The sequence below is a fragment of the Massilia sp. Bi118 genome (genome assembly GCF_918697865.1).
Taxonomy (GTDB): domain Bacteria; phylum Pseudomonadota; class Gammaproteobacteria; order Burkholderiales; family Burkholderiaceae_D; genus Telluria.
This window is the reverse complement of the sequence record NZ_CAKKMV010000004.1, coordinates 345,115-366,190: the sequence shown is the minus strand read 5'-3', so window position 1 is coordinate 366,190 and position 21,076 is coordinate 345,115. Positions and strand designations below refer to the sequence as shown.

Here is a 21,076-nt window from a genome sequence, read left to right as displayed (position 1 = left end):
GGTGCGCACAATTGACTTTCGGCAGCGCGGAGCATACATTGCTTTATTTGCATCATCTCGCCGCATGGCCAACGACCACACCAGCATCCTCCTCGTCGACGACCAGCCCGCCAACCTGGCGGTGCTCCAGGCCACCCTGGCCGGGCTGGCCGACGAACTGGTGTCGGTGACCTCCGGCGAGGCGGCCCTGCGCGAGGTACTGGCGCGCGACTTCGCGGTGGTCCTGCTGGATGTGCGCATGCCCACCATGAACGGCTTCGAGCTGGCGGAGCTGATCCGCCAGCATCCGCGCACCCAGGCCCTGCCCATCATCTTCCTGACCGCCGGCGACGCCGACGAATTCCCGATCGAACACGCGTATTCGCTGGGCGCGGTCGACTACATGACCAAGCCCTTCAACACCACGGTGCTGCGGGCCAAGACCGGGGTCTTCATCGAGCTGCACCGCAAGCGCGCCGAGCTCGCGCGCATCGAGGAAGAGCGCCACCGGCAGGCGGCCAGCGACCGCATGCGCGACATCTTCGACCGCGCGCCGGCCCTGATGTGCGTGATGAGCGGCCCGGCGCACGTGGTCGACATGGCCAACCGGCGTTTCATCGAACTGGCCGGCGGCCGGCTGCTTGCCGGCCTGCCGCTGCGCGCCGCCATGCCGGAGCTGGAAGGCCAGGACTTCGTCGAACTGATCGAGCGCGTGTACCGCGGTGGCGAGGCCGTCGACGCCAGCAATGCGCGCCTGCTGCTGCGCGCGCCCGCGCCGCGCGCCGGGCTGGACGAACACTTCCTGGACTTCGTCTGCATGCCGCTGCGCGAGCCGGACGGCAGCGTGTCCGGGGTGCTGCTGCACGGCGTCGACGTCACCGAGCGGACCCGCGCCAATGCGCTCGCGGTGGGCCAGCGCGGCGCCCTCGAACTGGCCGTCACCGATGCGCCGCTGGGCGACGTGCTGGACGTGCTGGCGCGCACCGCCGAGGATGTCAGCGGCGGCGCCGCGCTGGCCTCGGTCCAATTGGTATCGGGCGACGGCCATTACCTGCGCCACGCCGCCGCGCCTTCGCTGCCGCTCGAATTCCAGCTCGCGATCGACGCGGTCCGCCTCGGCCCACTGGCCGGGTCGGCGGCGACGGCCGCCTGGCGCGCCGAGGCTGTCGCCAGTCCGGACATCGCCGCCGATTCGCTGTGGAGCGGCCAGCGCGAACTGGCGCTGGCGCACGGCTTGCACGGCTGCCGCGCGCTGCCGATCCTGGCGCCCTCCGGCGCGGTGCTCGGCGCCTTCAGCCTCTACTACCGCGACGCCGGCCACCTGGCGCCCCAGGAGGAAGCCGCGCTGGCCCTGCTGGCGAACACCGCTTCCCTGGTGATCGGCCAGCGCCACGAGGCGGCCGAGCGCCAGGCCGCCGAGCACCGTTCGCGCGCGATCCTCGAAAGCATGAGCGAAGGCTTCATCGCCCTCGACGCCGAGTGGCGCATCACCTATGCCAACGGCGCCGCCGAGGATCTCACGCGCAAGCGCCGCGAAGACCTGGTCGGCGGCCAGTTCTGGGACCTGTTCCCGGCGCTGCGCGGCAGCACCCACGAACCGCTGCTGCGCCGCAGCGCCCTTCAACGCAGCCGCAGCCGCATGGAGGTCTACGACGAAGCGCAGGCGCGCTGGTTCGAGATCAACTCCTTCCCGATGGAGTCGTCCGGCACGGACGCGTCGCGCGGCACGGGCGACGGTGGCCTGGCTTTATATTTCCGCGACGAGACCGACCGCCGCCGCGCCGAGGAGGGCGTGCGCCGGCTGGCCGCGGTGGCCGAACAATCCTCGGACTTCATCGGCATCTTCACGCCGGATGCCGGCGGCATCTACCTGAACCCGGCCGGACGCCGCATGGCGGGCCTGAGCGACGACACCAACATCGCCGCCTGGCGCATGCTGGACTTTTTCCCGCGCGAGGACCGCGCCTTCGTGCGCGACCACATGATGGCGGCCCTGACCGGCGAACAGGCGGAATGGGAGGGCGAACTGCGCCTGGCCCAGCCCCAGGGCCGCGAACCGGTTCCCGTGTACTTCAAGGGCTTCGCGGTGCGCGATGCGAATGGCCAGAACATCGGCCTGGCCACCATCACGCGCGACATCACGGCCCAGAAGAATGCCGAGGACGAGCTGCGCCGGGTCGCCGCCGACCTCTCGGAAGCGGACCACAGGAAAAGCGAGTTCCTGGCCACGCTGGCGCACGAGCTGCGCAACCCACTGGCGCCGATCCGCACCGGCCTCGACCTGCTGCGCATGGCGCCCGGCGATGTACAGGCCGCGGACAGGGTGCACGGCATGATGGACCGCCAGCTGGGCCACCTGATCCACCTGGTCGACGACCTGCTCGACATCGCCCGCATCACGCGCGGCAAGATCGAACTGAAGAAGGAGCCGGTGCTGCTGCGTGCGATCGTCGCCACCGCGGTCGAGACCAGCACCGCGCTGATCGAATCCCACCACCACCAGCTGAGCGTGGAACTGCCGCCCGAGCCGCTGGAGCTGGAGGCGGACGTCACGCGCATGGTGCAGGTGCTGTCCAACCTGCTCAACAACGCCGCCAAGTACACGCCTGCCGGCGGGCGGATCGCCCTGTCGGCCTGGCGCGAGGATGGCCATGCGGTGGTCTCGGTGGCCGACAGCGGCGTCGGCATCCCCCAGGACAGCATCGGCTCGGTGTTCGAGATGTTCACCCAGGTGCGCGGCAGCCTCGATCGCGCCCAGGGCGGCCTGGGCATCGGCCTGTCGCTGGTGCGGCGCCTGGTGGAGCTGCACGGCGGCCGCGTGGGCGCCTTCAGCGGCGGTCCGGGCCAGGGTTCGACCTTCACGCTGCGCCTGCCGCTGCGGCCAGGCAGCCCGCACGCGCTGGCCGCGCCGGGCCAGGAAGGGGAGGTGCAGGAAACCGGCGCCGGCGGACCCTTGCGGGTGCTGGTAGTCGACGACAATGCCGACGCCGCCGACAGCCTTGCCGCACTGCTCGATGCGCTCGGCCATACCACCGTGGTGGCGCACGACGGCGTGGACGGTCTGGCCGCGGCGCGCGAGTTCGTGCCCGACCTGGTCTTCCTCGACATCGGCCTGCCGGGCATGAGCGGGCACGAGGTGGCGCGCGAGATCCGCCGCACGGCGGCGCTGCGCCAGGTGGTGCTGATCGCGCTGACCGGCTGGGGTTCGCAGAGCGACCAGCGGCAGTCGCAGGAAGCCGGCTTCGACCAGCATCTCACCAAGCCGGTCAGCCTGGAGGCGCTCGAGCAGGCGCTGACTGCCGCCGCGCGGAGCCTGCCGTGAACAGGGTGCGCAAGACGGCCGACGTTTCCTGCGGCACCCTGGTGGTCGACGGCGCCGGCCGGCTGCTGATCTGCCACGTCACCGGCACCGCGAAATGGGACATTCCCAAGGGCCTGCTCGATCCGGGCGAGGATACGCTGGCGGCGGCCATGCGCGAGCTGTACGAAGAGGCCGGCCTGGTCTTCGAGGCCGCGCGCTTCATCGACCTGGGCCGCTTCGAATACCGGCGCGACAAATGTCTGCACCTGTACAAGGTGGAGGCCGGCGACGAGCTGCCGGACCTCGGCCACCTGGTGTGCCGCAGCTTCTTCCCGCACCACGTGACCGGCAAGCCGACCCCGGAGACCGACGGCTTCAGATGGGCCACGCGCGACGAGGTCGCGAAGCTGTGCTGGCCGCGCATGGCCGAGCGCCTGCTGTCGCTGGACTGGTGAGTCTGGAAAGAATCAGCGCGGCGCGAGGCGCGCCAGCGTCTCTTCGATCGCCGCCACCGTCGCCGGCTTGGTGAGGTGGGCGTCGAAGCCGGCGGCACTGCTGCGGGCGCGGTCCGCTTCGCCGCCCCAGCCGGTCAGGGCCACGAGGCGCACGTTGTCGAACTGCGGGTCGGCGCGCACCGCCTGCGCCACTTCGTGCCCCGACATGCCGGGCATGCCGATGTCGAGGAACACGATGTCCGGGTCCAGGCTGGCGATCATGCGCAGGGCCTGGTAGCCGTCGGCCGCCACCGGCGCGCTGTGGCCCATGATGCCGAGCAGGGCGGCCAGGGTGTCGGCGGCGTCGCGGTTGTCGTCCACCACCAGCACCTTAAGCCCCGCCGGGGCGGCCTGCGCCGGCGCCGGCGCGGCGGGCGCGGGTTCGCGTCTGTCCTTGCCCGCCAGCGGCAGGCGCACCGTGAACACGCTGCCGCCGTCGATGCCGGGACTGGCCGCGGTAATGCTGCCGCCATGCAGTTCGACCAGGCTGCGCACCAGCGACAGGCCGATCCCCAGCCCGCCCTGGCTGCGCTGGGCCGGGTGCGCGATCTGGGTGAACATCTGGAATACCGAATCGAGCGACTCGGGCGGAATGCCGATGCCGTTGTCCGAGACGACGATGTTCGCCTGGTCTTCGTTCCGCTCCACCGCCACCACGATGGCGCCGCCGCGCGGGGTGTACTTGGCGGCGTTGTTGAGCAGGTTGCTGAGCACCTGGGTCAGGCGCACCGCGTCGGCATACAGCCTGACGGGTGCGGCGGGCAGGCGCAGGTCGAGGCGGTGGCGCGCGGCGTCGATCAGCGGCATGCTGGTATCGAGCGCGGCGCGCACGACATCTTCCAGGTCGATCCAGGCGGGCTTCAACTCGATCTGGCCGCGCGTGATGCGGGCGACGTCGAGCAGGTCGTCGACCAGGTGCACCAGGTGGTCGAGCTGGCGGTCCATGATGTCCTGCACCCGTCCCAGTGCCGCCGGGTCGCCCTTGGTCCGGCGCATCAGCTGCAGGCCGCTGCGGATCGGCGCGAGCGGATTGCGCAGCTCATGGGCCAGGGTCGCCAGGAACTCGGTCTTGCGGCGGTCCTCTTCGGCCAGGCCGTCGGCCAGGCGGCGCAATTCCAGCTCGGTGTGGCGGCGCTCGGTGATGTCGGTGAACAGCAGCGCCACCTTGTGGCTGCCGGCCGGACCGACCCGGGCCGCGCAGACGTCGTAACAGCGGCCGAGTTGCGCCGCCTCCTGGATGAAGCGGACCGGCTCCCCGGTGTCGGCCACCCGGCCATAGAGGTCGAACCAGTGCCGCTCATGGGCCGGGGCCAGGCTGAGCATGGTCTTGCCGGCGGCGTCCAGCAGGCCGGTGCGCAGGGCGAAGGCGGGATTCACCTCGAGGAAGCGGTAGTCGCAGGGCTTGCCCTCGCCGTCGTAGAGCATTTCGATGACGCAGACACCGACGTCCACCGCATCGAACAGGGTGTGGTAGCGCTCCTCGGTGGCCTGCAGCCGTTCCTCGGCCTGCTTGCGCGTGGTGGCGTCGATCACCACCCCGCGCAGGCGCGCGGCGCCCTGCGGACCCGGCTCGGACTGGGCGCGCGCCAGGATCCAGCGCCAGCCTCCCTCGGCGCTGCGTACGCGGTAGGTGGCTTCGTAGGGTTCGCAGCGCGCCACCGCGTCCCGCAGCCGGGCCGTCATGGCCGCCTGGTCGTCCGGATGGATGGCGTCCAGCCATGCCGACAGCGGCGCGCCTTCTTCGCCCTCGTTCAGGCCGTACAATGCGGCGACGCGGGCGTCGCCGATCACGCGGTCGGCGCCGACTTCCCAGCTCCAGATACCGACGTCGGCGGCGGCGATGGTGGATTCGAGACGCGCCTGGGTCTCCTCCAGCGCGGCCTGGGTGCGGGTGCGTTCGGCCGCGGTGGCGTAGGCGTCGAGGTAGAAGCGCGCCTTGGCCCGCAGCACCGGCGGCGAAATCGGGTCTTCCAGCACCGACAGCGCGCCGGCCTCGTACAGGGCGTCGACCGAAAAGTCACGCCGCGGCGGCAGGCCGATCGCCACCAGCGGCGTGAGCGGGAAAGCCGCGCGCAGGCGCCGCAGCACCCCGGCGAAGGCATCGACATTCTCTGCGTAGCCGGCCAGGATCAGGGCGAAGCCGGGCGCCGCCGTGTGCTCGAGGGCTTCGCCGGCGCTGCGCACGCGCAGCACTTCATAGCCCAGTTCGGCGGCGACGCCGGCCACGGCCGGGTCGACGTCGGCACGGTCGCAGACGAACAGGACGCGCCCGCGCGTGGACTGGGTACTGGCGGCGGCTGGCTCAGGGGGCATGCGGAGTCCGTGTCATCGATGATCCAAGCAATGTAGGAGCAGTCCGACGTAAAGTCAACCGCCGGCCGTGCGCGCCGCTTGCCGGCTTGGCGTTAGGATGGCAAGCCAGGAGGACGGAACATGAGCAATGCAAGCGCAAGCGGCTTCAATACCGAGTTCGATACCGGCGCCATCATGGGCGGGCTGTACGGGGACGGCATCATCGCCCGCAAGGGCGCCTTCACCAAAGAGTGGGTGGCCCGACTGAAGGAAGACATCGAGACCCTGTTCGCGGAGGCGCGCGCAAGGCCCGGCGGCGCCCTCGAGCGCGGGCCTGCCCGCTATTACGTCGAAGTACACCCCGAACGCATCCGCGGCTTCGTCGAACTGGTCACGCATCCATGGGTGACAGCGGTCTGCCGCGCCGTGCTGGGGCCGGACTACAAGGTCGTCGAGGCCGGCTTCGACATTCCCTTCCCGGGCGCCATGCACCAGCCCTGGCACCGCGATTTCGCGGCCCCGGAAGCGACCCTGGTCGGGCGCCGCCTGAATTCGCTGGCCTTCAACATCACCACCGTCGACGTGACCGAGGAGATCGGCCCCTTCGAGATCGCGCCCGGCACCCAGTGGGACGACCTGGCGGGCGGCGACCCGATGTTCCCGGACAAGGCGCTGTACCCGCGCTACGAGGCGCGCGCCCAGCGCAAGCTGCCGCAGGTGGGCGACATCTCGGCGCGCTCGGCGCTGACCATCCACCGCGGCACTGCCAACCGCTCGCAGCTGTCACGTCCCGTGTTCGTGCTGGGCGTGGACGCGCCGGACGCGCGCAACGCCGAGAAGCACGACCTGCAGGTCACGCAGGGCTATTGGGACAGCCTGCCGGAAGAGGTGCGCGCCCACCTGACCTGCCGGGTGGTGGGCTCGCTGGAAGACATCTACCAGGCCCACACGATCGAGGGCCTGCGCATGGGGCTTACTCCGGATCAGGCTTGAGGGAGTCGGCGAGAGCATCGGAGGCGATGCCCTTGGGCGCCTTGCCGACGCGGCGGGTGGCGTCGGACTGCTGGTCCATGTTGACTTCCTCGGCCACTTCGAAGCGGCCGTCCGCCGTGTTGTCGGCGGCGCCCGCCGGCAGCAGGTCTTCGGAGCGGCCGTTCTGCTCCGGGGCCGGGGTTTCGCGCTGCTGGTTCTGATTCTGCTGATTCTGCTGATTCTGCTGGTTTGCCATCGGTTCCTCCTTTGCTAGCTTCGTCAGCCGATTATGGCGCAGGGGGAAGGGCGCGGGCGCACGCTTTCAGTCTTGCGGCTTTTTTCGCTCCGGCAGGTTCTTTTCCAGGATGGCCCACAGGATCAGGCCATAGGCCAGCAGGCGGATCAGATAATGCAGTGGCGAATCTTCGTTCTCCTGATAGCTCAGCGCCGAATACACGCGGTGCGCGCCTTCGATGCCGAAGGACAGCGCGAAATACAGGAAGAAGCGGTCGTGCGTGTTGCGCCAGAAACGCAGGAAGAACAGTGCGATCACGGTCGAGGCCATGGCGATGGCGCCCGTCAGGATATTGTTCATGGTTACTCCTTCTCGTAGATCAGGCCGTACAGCAGGAGCAGCATCGACACCAGGGCCGAGACCAGGCGCACCGGCAGCAGATAGACATCGGGGAAGATGACCTTGTCGAACACCAGGAAAAGGTTGTTCACCGTCATCGCCACGAAGGACCAGCCGCTCCAGAACAGCAGGCGATGGCCGGTGCGGCGGTAACTCGCCAGCAGCAGCCAGGCGCAGGCCAGTGAAGTCAGGGTGCACAGCGAATAGATGGTAAACGCCACTTAAGAATCCTTTCGCCATTTGAAGGCGTCAGCGAACTGCTGGGCCTTGCGGTCGAGGGAAGAATGGATGAGATGGGTGACTTCGACCAGGTGGGTCGAGTACAGGTCGGCCAGGCCGTCGATGCGTTCGCGCAGCGCTTCCTCGCGTGGCCGATAGCAAAAAGCGTCGCCGTCGGCGGACGAAGGCGCGGCCATACCGGCGAGGCACAGCTCGGCCAGCAGCCCTTCGGCGACCTTGTCGCGCACGTAGAGGCGGCGCGCGAGGGTATCCCGGCTCCAGCATTGTTCCGGGTTGGCCCGCATCAGCAGCAGGGCTTCCAGGAAAGGTACTGACGGAATACTGGTCAGCACGAAGCGCCGGAGATCCTCGGGAATGGAGAAATTATCCATTGCCACTATATTTGCTCAAATGCACTTTAGCTTTTGGAAAGGACGGATTCTATAACATTCCAATTGGAAATGCGCTTTTCTATCGTGCGCGTGTTTCATTTCATGCCGTGAGAGTGCACAAACACTACTCGGCTACAATGACGGCACGATTGACCTTTGTATATCACCATGCTTCAGAAGCTGTTCGCTCCACTTGTATTATTGTCCAGTTTGCTCGCCTTGGGGGCCTGCGACAGGCATCCCGTGCAGTCGTCGCGGCCCAACGCGCCGATCGCCGGGGCGCCCGCCGCGCCCCGCAGCGCGGAATCCTGCGCCGACCATTATCTCGATGGCCGCGCGCCGCAGATCCGGAACCCCAGGCTGGCGCCGGCGACAAAGGAGCTCTGCTTCAACGTGTTTACCGTGATGCACTCGGGCGTGACCCGCACGCCGCTGTGGTCGGCCGAGCACCTGGAGGCGCACGAAGTCGAATCGGCGCAGCAGATGTCGCGCGAAAATTCCTTCCATGCGGAGTCGCGCCTGCCGGCCGGCCAGCGCGCCGAGCTGGCGGACTATGCGCGCAGCGGCCTCGACCGCGGCCATATGGCCCCGAACGGCGACATGCCCGACCGCGACAGCCAGCGCGACAGCTTCAGCCTGGCCAATATCGTTCCCCAGGACGGCGAGAACAACCGGCACCTGTGGGCCGGCATCGAGGGCGCGGTGCGCAAGATGGCGAAGAAGGAGGGCGACCTGTACGTGGTGACGGGGCCGGCTTTCCTCGGCAGCAATCTGCGCAAAGTCGGCAATGTGCTGGTGCCGACCCACTTATATAAACTGGTGTACAGTCCGCGCCAGAAAGCCGGCGCCGCCTGGTTCGTCGAGAACACGGCGGACGCAAAGGCCAATGTGATCCCGATTCCCGAACTCGAACGCATCATCGGCATCGACCTGCTGCCCGCCCTCAGCGAGGAAGAAAAGGAGCGCATGCTGAAACTGCCGAACATCCGCCAGAAGAAGGGCGACAGGAGGAAGAGCAATGACTGACAGGAAGGAAGCGCAGGGTTTCGTGCCTTATGCGAACGAAGCCGACGTGCTCGAGATCGGGCGCCTGACGATCGAGAACCGCCTCGACCGCATCACCATTTCCGGCGACGTCGACCTCACCGCCGACAAGCAGGGTCTGGAAGCGGCAAGACGCCTGCATGCGCTGCTGGGGCAGATCGTCGCCGGCCTCGAGGACAGGGACTTGCCGGACCAGTTGCCGCCGCCGAAGATCGAGAAAGTCGACAATCCGTTCGCCTGAGCACGCGGCCTCGAGTCGCCATTCACGCACATTGACGGGCCGCAAGGCCCGTTTTTGTTTTTGGATTGTCTACGTTTGTAGAGAGTCAATGGTGCGCGGGTTCCGTAAGCTTTTGGGGTAACCTCGATTGCTCTAGCGTCGCGATATCGAGGAGATGGACCGTGCCAATTGACCCAGTGCAACCGAACGGAGAGGACCGGCAGGAGAGCCTGACGATACCCGTGATCCGCGAGGAAGTGCAGGTCGACAAGCGGGTCATCGACACGGACCGCGGCGTGCGCATCCACAAGACAGTCGCCGAGCATCCCTGCCATATCGACGAACGCCTGCTGCGCGACGAGGTCGAGGTCAGCCACGTCCCGGTGGACCGCATCGTCCCTCTGGACGCTGCGCCCGCCACGCGCTACGAAGGCGAGACGCTGGTGGTGCCCATCCTCGAAGAAGTGCTCGTGGTCGAACGCCGCGTGCGCATCAAGGAGGAAGTCCGCATTACCCGAACCCGGCGCGAGGAGCGCCACGCGGAAACCGTCATGCTCAAATCCGAGCAGGTCAGCGTGGAGCGCTTCGAGGAGGCCGGCGACCGCCCACCTGAATGACCTACCAATCGGAGGAATCATCATGCAACATACTCTTGTAGCGGTATTCGATAACCGAAGCGACGCCCAGAACGCCATGGACGAGCTGCTGGCCTCGGGCTTCACCCGCACCGACGTCAACGTTTCCAGCGCCGACCCGACCGGCCAGACCAACAGCCTGACCGGCGAAACCGAGCACACCAGCGAAGTCCATGAAAGCATCGGCGCGCAGATCAAGCATTTCTTCAATGGCCTGTTCGGTTCCGACAACGACGAGCACGTCTCGCGCTACTCGGACGTGGTCAGCCGCGGCCATCACGTGCTGACCCTGGTCACCCAGTCCGAACCGGAAGTCGAGCGCGCCGCCGACATCATCGAGCGCTTCGGCCCGGTCGACCTCGACGAGCGCCACGATCTGACCGGCTCGGCCAGCTCGCTGGATCCGGCCATGCTGGCGGCCGGCGCCAGCGCGGGCAGCGGCCTGCAGAAATCCTCGGCGATGTCCCAGCAATCCGAATACCGCGAGCCGTCCTCCGGCGCCGGCAACCTGAGCGGCGAGCTCGGTGAGCGCAATTCCTTCGCCACCCAGGACCTGAACGATCCGGTGCCGAAGGGCCAGACCTACCAGGAGCCGATGGGCGGCACCATGCGCGCCGGCGATTCTCTGCAGGCTGGCGGCTCGCAGGACACGAATATCGGCGGCAACACCCTCGACACCTCGACCGGCCGCACGCTGCAGAGCGCTCCGCTTCAAGGATCATCGTCGTTGCAAGGCTCGTCGTCGCTGCAAGGCTCGAGCGACGCCTCGCTGGGCGGCACCATCCAGACCGGCTCGATGCAGCGCGACATGGGCGAAATGCTCAACGAGCAGCGCACCACCGCCATCCCGGTGGTGCAGGAAGACCTGAAGGTCGGCAAGCGTGAAGTCCAGCGCGGCGGCGTGCGCGTGTTCTCGCGCGTGGTCGAAACCCCGGTCAACGAAAGCGTCAACCTGCGCGAAGAGCACGTGAACGTCGAACGCCGCCCGGTGGACCGCCCGGTCACCGGCGCCGATGCCGGCCTGTTCAAGGAACAGTCGATCGAGATGCGCGAGAAGGCCGAGGAAGCCGTGGTGCAGAAGTCGGCCCGCGTGGTCGAGGAAGTCCGCGTCGGCAAGGAAGTCAGCCAGCGCCAGGAAAACATCAAGGACTCCGTGCGCCACACCGAAGTACAGGTGGAGCAACTGGGCGCCCGCGATGACGACTTCCGCAAGGACTGGCAATCGAACTATTCCAGCCTGGGCGGCAGCTACGATGACTACGCGCCGGCCTACCAGTACGGCAGCCAGATGCGGAGCGACTCGCGCTACCAGAACCGCAACTGGGACGATGTGGAATCCGACCTGCGCAGCGACTGGGATACCCGCTACGGCGCCAGCGGCTCGTCGACCTGGGAGAAGATGAAGGCGGCCGTCCGCCGCGGCTGGGACAAGATCACCCCGGACACGAATGATGACGACTATTACCGCAGCGACTGGCAGACCAATTATTCCAGCCTGGGCGGCAGCTACGACGACTACGCGCCCGCCTACAGCTACGGCAGCCAGATGCGCAAGGATGCGCGCTACCAGAATCGCAACTGGGACGATGTGGAATCCGACCTGCGCAGCGACTGGGATACCCGCTACGGCGCCAGCGGCTCGTCGACCTGGGAGAAGATGAAGGCGGCCGTCCGCCGCGGCTGGGACAAGATCACCCCGGACAGCGATTCGGACGACTCCTACTACCGCAGCCACTGGAGCAGCACCTACGGTTCCAGCGGCGACACCTACAACGACTACGATCCGGCCTACCGCTACGGCACCCAGATGCGCAGCGACTCGCGCTACCAGAACCGCAACTGGGACGACGTCGAGTCCGACCTGCGCAGCGACTGGGATACCCGCTACAGCAAGGGCGGCGTCTCGACCTGGGACAAGATGAAGGCCGCGGTGCGCCACGGCTGGGACAAGGTCGTTCACTGATCGCCTGATCGCAGCATGACGAACGCCGGCCCCGGCCGGCGTTTTTTTTCGTCCAAAAAAAGAATCGCTTTCTTGCTCTTCTTCAGTAGTCGGCATCAAGCGAATCAGGGCGCATTGACCGGCCATTTCCGCACGCATACGATCGAAAATCCGCCACCGAACGAATGGAGACCGTATGGCTTTTCTAGAAGGATGCAGCTGCCGCGTGTGGGCACTCGACGGCTGGGTGAACGACACCCTGTCCAATGCCGTGAACAACGAAATCTCCGATGTAGGAAATGGCTTGCTGCTGAATGGATTCGTGGGCAGCCACGACGCCAAGGTCCAGCAGTTCAAACAGTGCCGGATTTCGCCGCAGGTGGCCATCCCCTGTGTCATTTACGGCGAATTCGAGTATCCCGGCGACGTCACGCCCACCCACATGTGGCTCGAGTACGGCGCCTGGATCTACGACACGATTCCAGGCGCGCCGCTGCGCCGCAAGGTGGCGACGCCGGCATCCCGCATCCACCCGCCCAGCGCCTATCAGTACCACCCGAACCAGGTCGGCAGCGCCAGCTGGTATCTCAGTGCTTCCCACCTGGCGGTCCTCGAAAGGGCAGTCTGGGTGAACAACGAGTTCATGCCCTGACTTACTGCGCGAACGCCTGCGCCGCCGGCGTGATCTTCACCGCCTCCGGGCGGATCCCCAGCTTCATGGCGCCGATCGCCTTGTCCTCGTCCAGCAGCGCTTGCGGCTTGGTCGCGTCATAGGTGATCGGCGAGAACGCATCGCTCAGCAGCTTGTCCTTGAGACCGGCCGCATCCCTGGTGATGAAGACCACCGACAGGTTCTGCGCCGACAGGTGCTTGCGCATCGCGGCGTTGACGTCGGCCGCGGTCAGCTTCGACAGGCCGTCGCGCATCATCTGTGTGAATTCCGGCGTGTGGTACCACTGCGAGTCCAGCGCGTAGCCGAGCTGGGCGTCCTGGGTGGCGGTCATCACGAACACGTTCTTCATCAGGTAGTCGCGGGTGGCGGCAAACTGCTCCTCGCTCAGGCCCTTGTCGATCAGCTTGCCGAGCTCGGTCAGCGCGATGCGCAGCGCCATATGGGCGTTCTGCGGCGCGACCGGGCGGATCCAGACTTCGAAAATCTGCGACTTGCGGCCCAGGTTCGGGCTCGGGAAGAAGCCGAACATCCCGCGCGGGAAGGCTTCGATGTAGGCGTAGTCGCCGTAGTTCATGCCGCGCAGTTCGCGGATGCGCTGGTAAAGGTAGGAGTTCGAGGCGCGGTGCTCGCCCAGCCAGGTCTTGGCCAGCCACAGGGCCGGAAAGTCCGGGTGGGCGCGGTTGACCTCGATCGGCAGGCCGAAGGAGATCGCGGTCGCGCGGGTGTTCTTCTCGATGATCTCGACTTCCAGGCCCTGCGGCTTGCGGCCTTGCGGCCTGGCGATGCGCGGCAGGCCGGCGCCTTCCGGCAGGCCGGCCAGGCGGGTCTTCAGCTGGGCCGTCATTTCCGGCGTGACGTCACCCGAGATGCCGACGTGCAGTGCTCCCTGCGCATATGCCTGGCGATAGAACTGGCGTACGTCGTCCAGTGTGATGGACTCGATGCCCTTCACGGTGCCCAGCACCGGGTGGCCGTAGGGCGTACCGGCGAAGATGTTGGCCTGCAGGCGCTCTTTGCCGAACTCTTCCTCGTTATTGTCCTTCAGGTCCAGCACCAGGGCGTTCTTCTGGGCGTCCTTCAGGCGGCGGAAGTCGTCCTCGCGGAAGCCGGGCGTGAGAAGCTGGGGCAGGGCGACGTCGAGGAACTGGTTCCAGTTGTCGCGGTGGATGGTGCCGGTGAAGGTGGTCATTTCCTTGTCGGTCGAATCAAAGAAGCCGCCGGCGATCGGGAACAGGGCCTTGGTCACCTCATCGTACTTGCGCTCGCTCGAGCCGGCGCGCGCGACCATCGCCGCGGTCAGGGCCGCCAGGCCTTCCTTGCCGGCCGGGTCCTGGCTTGATCCGGCCTCGAACAGCAGCTTGAAGCGGATCTGCGGCAGCGCGGTCTTCTGCACCAGCAGGTCGAACCTGGCATCACCGGCCTTGGGCGCCATGTCGGCCAGCTTCGGCAGGGCGTCGATACCGACCGGGAGTGCTTCGTGCGACAACGTGGTCACCACCATCGACGCGTCGACCAGGTATTTACGGGCCGCGGCCTGCAGGTCGGCCGGGGTCAGGGTGTCGATCAGGCGGTAGTAGCGGTTGATCGTGCCGTAGGAGCGGTCGTAGTGGACGTAGGAGGCCAGGGTGCTGGCAACCGTGTCGGTGTTGTCGAGGGTGCGGATCAGGCCATACTTCTCCGACGACTGCGCCTCTTCCAGCGCCTGCCTGGTCACAGGGGTGTCGTGCAGTCTGGCGACCGTCTCGAGGATGGCGTTGCGTACGTACAGTGCGTCTTCCGGTTTCTTGACGCGCGCGCCGATGGTCACCAGCGAGGGGTCGACGCGGGCCGGGGTGTAGTCGAACAGCTGGTCGACCTTCTGCTCGTCCTGCACCAGGCGTTTATACAGCGGCGAGGTACGGCCGAACGACAGCGACAGCAGCATCGACAACGCGGCCTGGTCCTTGTTGGTATCGGAAAAGGCCGGGGCGCGGAAGGCGACCGTCACCAGCGGCAGGGTCGGGCTGGGCCAGTTCACGTGGCGGTACTGGGCGCCCTGCGGCGCCGGCTCGGCCGGAACGGCGACCTTGTACGAGCCGCGCTTCCAGCCGCTCCAGTACTTTTCGACCAGGGCGATCGCGCTCTTCGGATCGACGTCGCCGGCGATGATGATGGTGGTGCGCTCCGGGCGGTACCAGCGGTCGAAGAAGGTCTTCGAATACGCGTACTGGTTGGGCATGTCCTCGATGTCCTTCAGGAAGCCCATCGTGGTGTGTTTGTAGGTGTGGGTGTTGAAGGCGGCGTCGCGCTGGGCCTCGAACAGCTTCTGCATCGGGTTCGCGCTGTTCTTGTTGTACTCGCCCAGCACCGCGCGCGATTCGGTCTTGAACGCGGCTTCGGAATAATCCAGGTGCTGGAAGCGGTCGGCCTCGACCTTCAGCACCGTTTCGAGGTCCTGCCTGGCGAAGGTCGTGTAGTAATTGGTGAGGTCGTCGCTGGTGTAGGCGTTCTGGCGCGCGCCGGCCTTGGTGATGATGTCCTGGTACTTCTCGGGCGGATAGGCCTTCGTCCCGCGGAACATCATGTGCTCGAAGAAGTGGGCGAAGCCGGACTTGCCCGGCTCGACTTCGTTGCGCGAACCGGTCTGCACCGGGATCGTCACCGACACCAGGTTGGGGAAGCCGGTCGGCACGACGATGACCTTCAGGCCATTCGGCAGCTGCTTTTCGGTGGCATTAAAAGGAAGGACGTCGGATCTGGACGGTGCCGGCCTGGCTGCGGCGGCGGCGCAGGCGGGCACGGCGATGGCCATGGCGGCCAGCGGTACATACTTGAACAACTGTGACACGCTATCTCCTCGGGAATGTTGCTGTGCGCGACAGCTTAGTCGATTCCCAAGGAAATTTATAGATGAAATGCTACGTCAGGCCGGCTCCGAGAGCGGCAGGCTGATGCGGTTGCGCCCCATGTGCTTGGCGCGGTAGAGGGCGGCGTCGGCAGTCGCCACCAGTTCCGACGCCTCGGTGTCCGGCGAAGCCAGGGCGGTGGCGGCGCCGATCGAGACGGTCACGTGCCGTCCCGCGGTTAGGCGGTTCGGCACCTGCAGCTGCTCGACCCGGGTGCGGATGCGCTCGGCCACGCTGGCGGCGCCTTTCAGCGACTGGTTCGGCAGGATCACGGCGAATTCCTCGCCGCCATAGCGGGCAACCAGGTCGTTCGCGCGCATCTCGCTGGCGACGGCGGTGGCGATGCGCTTCAGGCATTCGTCGCCGCCGAGGTGGCCATTGGCGTCGTTGTACGCCTTGAAATTGTCGACGTCGACCATCAGCAAGGACAGCGGCTGGCGCTGGCGCTGGGCGCGCGCCCATTCGGCCTGCAGGGTGTCATCGAAGCAGCGGCGGTTGGCCAGCCCGGTCAGGCCGTCGCGCGTGGCCAGCTGCTCGAGGGCGATCTGGGCCATTTTCTCGTCGGTCATGTCGCGCAGGGTCTCGACCACGGCGGCCAGGCGGCCGCGCTCGTCGTAGATGGGACTGGCGTCGGCGGCGAGGTAGCGGCGCCGGCCAACGCGCGGCATGTCGAACCAGCTTTCGGCCGACAAATGGGCCGGCTGGCCTGTGGCGCTGCGGGGATGGATGACGGGGACCTCGCCGGCGCGGTCCTGGATCACCATGTCGGCCAGGGTAGGGCGCGGCTCGTCGAAAAAGCTGCGCCAGTGCTCGCGCGTGCCGACCACTTCCGCGGCGGCCACGCCGGTCAGGTGTTCGCAGGCACGGTTCCAGATCATGACGCGGCAGCTGGTATCCAGCACGAATACCGGGATCGCCAGCATCTCCATGAGCTGGTGCGCGAAGGCACGGTCGCCGGTCGCGCTGGAGGAATCCATGGGCCGCTGTATTGTTGTTGTGCCTGTCATGTGCCGTCCTTTGATCTGTCTGTTGAGCAACTAATTGACTGCTGACAAGATCGGATTGTGCGGCACGGCACATCACGCCTTATTGATTTAAGGCAAGAACGTTTTAGGCCCGGAATTATCCTAAAGAGGACCGGGAAACCGGCCCCAGGCTGGTCATCCGGGCTCGGCGGCGCGGGCGCCGGTGCGCAGGCTGGTGCCCAGGCGGTCGAGGCGGGTACGCAACAGTTCCAGCCGGTTGCGGGTCCCCTGGTCGGCCCGGCAGCGTTGCTGGATCTGGGTCAGCTCGGCCTGGATGATGACCAGCTGGCCGGCCGGATCGGTGGCGACATTGCCGGCGGCCCGCGCAGCCATGCGGGCCAGCAGCAGGTCGGCCTTGGCCAGCGCATGGTCGGCGTGGCTGCGCGCCGACTGCTCGCGGCACAGCGCGGCTTCGAGGTCGGCGATGCGGTCTTCGCTGTGCACGCGCCGGAACAGGGTGGTGAACAGGATGCCCAGGCCGAGCAGCAGGACGCAGGCGATCCGCAGGCGCTCCGGCCGCGCGCCACTGCCGGCGCCGCTGTCCAGCCACCACAGGCCGGCCAGCAGCAGGGCGGCAATCACGGCGCGCAAGGCATGGTGCATCACGGTCTTCATGGTCCGTCTCCTAAAGTGGTAGGAACTTTCCGCTACGAAAAGGTACGTCTTTCTGAGAGGATAGTTTTTGCCGGAAGTCAACATCTATGTGGTCTTCTGCAGCTGCCGCAGTGCGCGGTATAATGGAAGGTTGACGAGAGGCTTAACCGGACTTTTACCGTGACTTACAGCATCAAAGAAATTTTCTATACCCTGCAGGGCGAGGGCGCGCATGCCGGCCGTCCGGCGGTCTTCTGCCGCTTTTCCGGCTGCAACCTGTGGACCGGGCGCGAAAGCGACCGCGCCAGCGCCGTGTGCCAGTTCTGCGATACCGATTTCGTCGGCACGGACGGCGAGCGCGGCGGCAAGTTCAAGGACGCCGGGGCGCTCGCCGCCGAAATCGACGGCCTTTGGCCGGCCACCCACACTGCCAGCAAGTACGTCGTGTTCACCGGCGGTGAGCCGCTGCTGCAGCTGGACAAGCCGCTGATCGACGCCATGCACGCGCACGGCTTCACCATCGCGATCGAGACCAACGGCACCCTGCCGGTGCCGGAAGGCGTCGACTGGATCTGCGTCAGCCCGAAGATGGGCTCGAAGCTCGTGGTCGGCAAAGGCAACGAGATCAAGGTGGTGATCCCTCAGCTCGGCCAGGACCTGGCCGCCTATGAAGGCCTGGACTTCGAGAATTTCTACGTCCAGCCGATGGACGGCCCGCTGGCGGCACAAAACACGAAGCTCGCGATCGAGACCTGCCGCCGCAATCCCAAGTGGAAGCTGAGCATCCAGACCCACAAACTCCTGCAAATCCCCTGAGCGCCCCGCGCAACCCTATGCTGACCATTACCCGCAAGCTGGAATTCGATGCCGGCCACCGCATTCCCGACCATAAGAGCCAGTGCCGCAACCTGCACGGCCACCGCTACACCCTGGAAATCACCCTGACCGGCGCCGTGATCGACACGGAAGGCAGTTCCGACAACGGCATGATCATGGATTTTTCCGACATCAAGTCGCTGGCCAAGGAACACCTGGTCGACGTCTGGGACCACGCCTTCCTGGTCTATGAAAAGGACGACAAGGTGCGCGAGTTCCTGGCCAGCCTGCCGGGCCACAAGACCGTGATCATCGACCGCATCCCGACCGTCGAGAACCTGGCGCAGGTCGCCTGGAACATCCTGAAGGCGGCCTATACAGACCGCTACGGCACCGGCCTGCGCCTGCAGAAGCTGGTGCTGCACGAGACCCCGAACTGCTGGGCCGAGATCACCGATGCCTGATTCTTTCGCGCCCGAGCCGGTGAGCCTGGAACGCGACGGCGACGGCGCGTACATGGCGCTCGCCCTGATCGAGGCGCGCAAGGCCTGGGAGGCCGGCGAGGTGCCGGTCGGCGCCGTGGTGGTCAAGGACGGCGAGATCGTCGCCGCCGGCTTCAACCAGCCGATCGGCCGCCACGACCCGACCGCCCATGCCGAAATCGTCGCCCTGCGCGCGGCTGCCGAAAAGCTCGGCAACTACCGCCTGCCGGGCTGCGAGCTCTACGTGACGCTGGAACCTTGCGCCATGTGCTCGGGCGCGATGATGCATGCGCGGCTGGCGCGCGTGGTCTATGCCGCCACCGATCCCAAGACGGGGGTCTGCGGCTCCGTGCTCGACCTGTTCGCGCGCGAGGAACTGAATCACCACACCGAAGTGGTCGGCGGGGTGCTGGCGGAAGAGGCCGGCGCCATGCTGAAGGGCTTCTTTGCCGAGCGCCGGGCGGCGCGCAAGAACCCCATCCTCCCGTAACGCCCCCGAACGGGCGAAAATGGTATGCTGGTTTCACGCCGCCTGCATAGCGGCGCGGAGACACGCGTGGACCAATCGCCCATCACCCAGCATCCCTTCCGCTTTCTCTCGGCCCGGCGCCGATACCGACGCAGGTGTTGCCGCCATGCCTAGCCTGAACGCGAACGGCATCCGCATCGCCTTCGACACCGCGGGCGACCCGAAAGCCGTGCCCCTGCTGCTGATCTCCGGCCTCGGCCTGCAATTGACGGCCTGGCCGGACGAATTCGTCGAAGGTCTCGTCGAGCTCGGCTTTTACGTGATCCGTTACGATAATCGCGACACGGGTCTCTCCACCAAGTTCGAGCACGCCGGCACGCCGAGCCTGGGCCTGGCCTGGCTGAAGTCGCTGGTGCGCTGGCCGATCCGCCCGCCCTACACCCTGGAAGACATGGCCGACGACGCCGTCGGCGTACTGTCCGCTCTTGGGGTGGCGCGCGCCCATGTGGTCGGGATGTCGATGGGCGGCATGATCGCCCAGCTGATGGCCGCCAAATTCCCGTCGCGGGTGCTGACCCTGACCTCCATCATGTCAAGCAGTGGCCGCCGCGGCCTGCCGGGGCCAAGCCCCGAAGTCAAGCGCGCGCTGCTGCGCCGCCCCAGGACCCTCGATGCCGACGCCATGATCGAGCACGGGGTGCGCCTTTGGCAGGCGATCGGCAGCCCGACTTATCCGACCCCGGAAAAGCAGCTGCGCCGGCGCGTGGCGCGTGCACTGCGCCGCAACTGCTGCCCCGGCGGCGTGGTGCGCCAGATCCTGGCCGTGGCCGCCTGCGGCGACCGCACGCCGCAGCTGCGCACCATCGTCGCCCCGAGCCTGGTGATCCACGGCGCCGCCGATCCGATGTGCCCGCCGGCCTGCGGCGAGGACACAGCGCAGGCGATCGCGAACGCGCGGCTCGAAATCATCGAGGGCATGGGCCACGACCTGCCCACCCAGCTGCTGGAGAGACTGCTTGCCTTGATCGACGCCCATGCGCACGGTAAGATGACGCCGGACTCTACACCACGGCTCTTCGTCAAACAGTGATCACTCAGAAAATTGGCATCGCGCTGGTCGCCCCGGGCGGCTATGCGGTCGAGCCGGAAGCGGTAACCCGCGGCATCGCCCTCCTCGAATCCCAGGGCATCCTGGTCCATAACTACTACGAGCATGACAAACGCCACCTGCGCTTCGGCGGCACGGACGAGGCGCGCCTGGCCCAGCTGAACGCCGCCGCCGCCGATCCCGATGTGCAGATCGTCCTCGCCCTGCGCGGCCAGTACGGCATGACGCGCCTGATGCCGCACATCGATTTCGACCGCATGGCGGACAGCGGCAAGATTTTCGTCGGTTACTCCGATATCACCGACTTCCACATGGGACTGTACGCCCGCCGCGGCGCGAGCAGCTACGCCGGCCCGATGCTCGCCGGCGATTTCGGCGCCGCCGAGCCGGTCGACTTCACTCTGGACAATTTCTGGCAATGCTTGAAAGGTCCGACCCACACGGTGGCAGGGAAGGGCCCCGGGAACCCGGCGCTGGACGTGGCCGGGACGGTTTGGGGCGGCAATCTGGCGATGATCGTTTCGCTGCTCGGCACGCCTTATTTCCCGCAGATCGACGGCGGCATCCTCTTCCTCGAAGACATCGCCGAGCATCCCTACCGGGTCGAACGCATGCTGCTGCAGCTGATGCAGGCCGGTGTACTGGCGCGCCAGCGGGCGATCGTACTGGGCGATTTTTCCGGCTACCGCCTGGCCCCTAGCGACAACGGTTACAACTTCGACGAGATGCTGGCCTATCTGCGCGCCACCCTGCCTTGCCCCATTCTGACGGGACTGGAATTCGGGCATATCCAGCGGCGGGTGACGATTCCGTTCGGCGCGCAGGGGCGGCTGGTGTCGGCTGACGGCGCGTGGAAACTGACCCTGTCCAATTATCCGACGCTCCAGCCGGCTTGATTTG

The 21,076-nt window shown here is 66.8% G+C and carries 21 protein-coding genes; 13 read left to right on the top strand and 8 right to left on the bottom strand.

Annotation, left to right across the window (positions count from 1 at the left end):
• The first annotated feature begins 64 nt into the window (after positions 1-64).
• Both LQV39_RS08515 and LQV39_RS08510 read left to right on the top strand, forming a co-directional pair.
• On the top strand, positions 65-3,301 hold the full coding sequence (locus LQV39_RS08515; RefSeq protein ID WP_230023402.1) for a response regulator: 3,237 nt from the start codon (positions 65-67) through the stop codon (positions 3,299-3,301).
• Positions 3,298-3,735: an NUDIX hydrolase gene (locus tag LQV39_RS08510; protein ID WP_230023399.1), complete on the top strand. Its 438-nt coding sequence runs from the start codon at positions 3,298-3,300 to the stop codon at positions 3,733-3,735. Before LQV39_RS08515 ends, LQV39_RS08510 begins: the two co-directional genes overlap by 4 nt.
• Positions 3,736-3,747: 12 nt before the next feature.
• On the opposite strand, the gene LQV39_RS08505 is transcribed toward LQV39_RS08510, so the two are convergent.
• Positions 3,748-6,087, bottom strand: coding sequence for an ATP-binding protein (locus tag LQV39_RS08505; protein WP_230023396.1), 2,340 nt, complete (start codon positions 6,085-6,087; stop codon positions 3,748-3,750).
• Between the two features lie 120 nt (positions 6,088-6,207).
• Here LQV39_RS08505 and LQV39_RS08500 point away from each other — a divergent pair, with 120 nt between their 5' ends.
• Positions 6,208-7,059 carry a phytanoyl-CoA dioxygenase family protein gene (locus tag LQV39_RS08500; protein WP_230023384.1) on the top strand — a complete coding sequence of 284 codons (852 nt, stop codon included), beginning with the start codon at positions 6,208-6,210 and terminating at the stop codon, positions 7,057-7,059.
• Here the strand turns inward: LQV39_RS08500 and LQV39_RS08495 are convergent.
• The 4 genes from LQV39_RS08495 to LQV39_RS08480 all read right to left on the bottom strand — a co-directional run bounded on the left by LQV39_RS08495 (position 7,040) and on the right by LQV39_RS08480 (position 8,283).
• Positions 7,040-7,294 (bottom strand): hypothetical protein, encoded by a 255-nt coding sequence (locus tag LQV39_RS08495; protein ID WP_230023381.1) that lies wholly within the window; start codon positions 7,292-7,294, stop codon positions 7,040-7,042. The two genes, LQV39_RS08500 and LQV39_RS08495, sit on opposite strands and share 20 nt — an antisense overlap.
• A gap of 66 nt (positions 7,295-7,360) precedes the next feature.
• The gene (locus tag LQV39_RS08490) at positions 7,361-7,633 is read right to left on the bottom strand and encodes a DUF5985 family protein (RefSeq protein ID WP_230023379.1); all 273 of its coding nucleotides are present in this window, start codon (positions 7,631-7,633) and stop codon (positions 7,361-7,363) included.
• A 2-nt stretch (positions 7,634-7,635) separates the two neighbouring features.
• On the bottom strand, positions 7,636-7,893 hold the full coding sequence (locus LQV39_RS08485; RefSeq protein WP_230023376.1) for a DUF5985 family protein: 258 nt from the start codon (positions 7,891-7,893) through the stop codon (positions 7,636-7,638).
• Entirely contained in the window at positions 7,894-8,283 is a 390-nt protein-coding gene (locus tag LQV39_RS08480) for a hypothetical protein (protein ID WP_230023374.1), read from the bottom strand. It lies immediately after the preceding gene.
• 243 nt (positions 8,284-8,526) lie between these two features.
• Here LQV39_RS08480 and LQV39_RS08475 point away from each other — a divergent pair, with 243 nt between their 5' ends.
• The 5 genes from LQV39_RS08475 (at position 8,527) to LQV39_RS08455 (ending at position 12,776) form a co-directional block, all read left to right on the top strand.
• Positions 8,527-9,309 (top strand): DNA/RNA non-specific endonuclease, encoded by a 783-nt coding sequence (locus LQV39_RS08475; protein WP_230023372.1) that lies wholly within the window; start codon positions 8,527-8,529, stop codon positions 9,307-9,309.
• Positions 9,302-9,568, top strand: a complete 267-nt coding sequence (locus tag LQV39_RS08470) for a hypothetical protein (protein ID WP_230023370.1) — start codon at positions 9,302-9,304, stop codon at positions 9,566-9,568. Before LQV39_RS08475 ends, LQV39_RS08470 begins: the two co-directional genes overlap by 8 nt.
• Positions 9,569-9,729: 161 nt before the next feature.
• On the top strand, positions 9,730-10,164 hold the full coding sequence (locus LQV39_RS08465) for a DUF2382 domain-containing protein (protein ID WP_230023368.1): 435 nt from the start codon (positions 9,730-9,732) through the stop codon (positions 10,162-10,164).
• 22 nt (positions 10,165-10,186) lie between these two features.
• Positions 10,187-12,145: a YsnF/AvaK domain-containing protein gene (locus LQV39_RS26455; RefSeq protein ID WP_307727837.1), complete on the top strand. Its 1,959-nt coding sequence runs from the start codon at positions 10,187-10,189 to the stop codon at positions 12,143-12,145.
• A 175-nt stretch (positions 12,146-12,320) separates the two neighbouring features.
• Positions 12,321-12,776 (top strand): hypothetical protein, encoded by a 456-nt coding sequence (locus LQV39_RS08455; RefSeq protein WP_230023366.1) that lies wholly within the window; start codon positions 12,321-12,323, stop codon positions 12,774-12,776.
• A 1-nt stretch (position 12,777) separates the two neighbouring features.
• On the opposite strand, the gene LQV39_RS08450 is transcribed toward LQV39_RS08455, so the two are convergent.
• From LQV39_RS08450 to LQV39_RS08440, 3 genes are all read right to left on the bottom strand, one after another.
• Complete coding sequence (locus LQV39_RS08450; protein ID WP_230023339.1) at positions 12,778-15,624, bottom strand: pitrilysin family protein; 2,847 nt, start codon at positions 15,622-15,624, stop codon at positions 12,778-12,780.
• Positions 15,625-15,699: 75 nt separating this feature from the next.
• Entirely contained in the window at positions 15,700-16,659 is a 960-nt protein-coding gene (locus LQV39_RS08445) for a GGDEF domain-containing protein (protein WP_230023337.1), read from the bottom strand.
• A gap of 183 nt (positions 16,660-16,842) precedes the next feature.
• On the bottom strand, positions 16,843-17,322 hold the full coding sequence (locus LQV39_RS08440) for a hypothetical protein (RefSeq protein WP_230023334.1): 480 nt from the start codon (positions 17,320-17,322) through the stop codon (positions 16,843-16,845).
• Positions 17,323-17,481: 159 nt separating this feature from the next.
• On the opposite strand from LQV39_RS08440, the gene queE reads away from it, so the two are divergent.
• From queE to ldcA, 5 genes are all read left to right on the top strand, one after another.
• Positions 17,482-18,117 carry a 7-carboxy-7-deazaguanine synthase gene (queE, locus tag LQV39_RS08435; protein ID WP_230023331.1) on the top strand — a complete coding sequence of 212 codons (636 nt, stop codon included), beginning with the start codon at positions 17,482-17,484 and terminating at the stop codon, positions 18,115-18,117.
• 17 nt (positions 18,118-18,134) lie between these two features.
• On the top strand, positions 18,135-18,581 hold the full coding sequence (gene queD / locus LQV39_RS08430; protein ID WP_230023328.1) for a 6-carboxytetrahydropterin synthase QueD: 447 nt from the start codon (positions 18,135-18,137) through the stop codon (positions 18,579-18,581).
• The gene (tadA, locus tag LQV39_RS08425; protein ID WP_230023325.1) at positions 18,574-19,089 is read left to right on the top strand and encodes a tRNA adenosine(34) deaminase TadA; all 516 of its coding nucleotides are present in this window, start codon (positions 18,574-18,576) and stop codon (positions 19,087-19,089) included. The genes queD and tadA overlap by 8 nt, the downstream gene beginning before the upstream one ends.
• A gap of 145 nt (positions 19,090-19,234) precedes the next feature.
• Positions 19,235-20,158 (top strand): alpha/beta fold hydrolase, encoded by a 924-nt coding sequence (locus LQV39_RS08420; RefSeq protein ID WP_230023320.1) that lies wholly within the window; start codon positions 19,235-19,237, stop codon positions 20,156-20,158.
• The gene (ldcA, locus tag LQV39_RS08415) at positions 20,155-21,072 is read left to right on the top strand and encodes a muramoyltetrapeptide carboxypeptidase (RefSeq protein WP_230023317.1); all 918 of its coding nucleotides are present in this window, start codon (positions 20,155-20,157) and stop codon (positions 21,070-21,072) included. Before LQV39_RS08420 ends, ldcA begins: the two co-directional genes overlap by 4 nt.
• Positions 21,073-21,076: the final 4 nt, after the last annotated feature.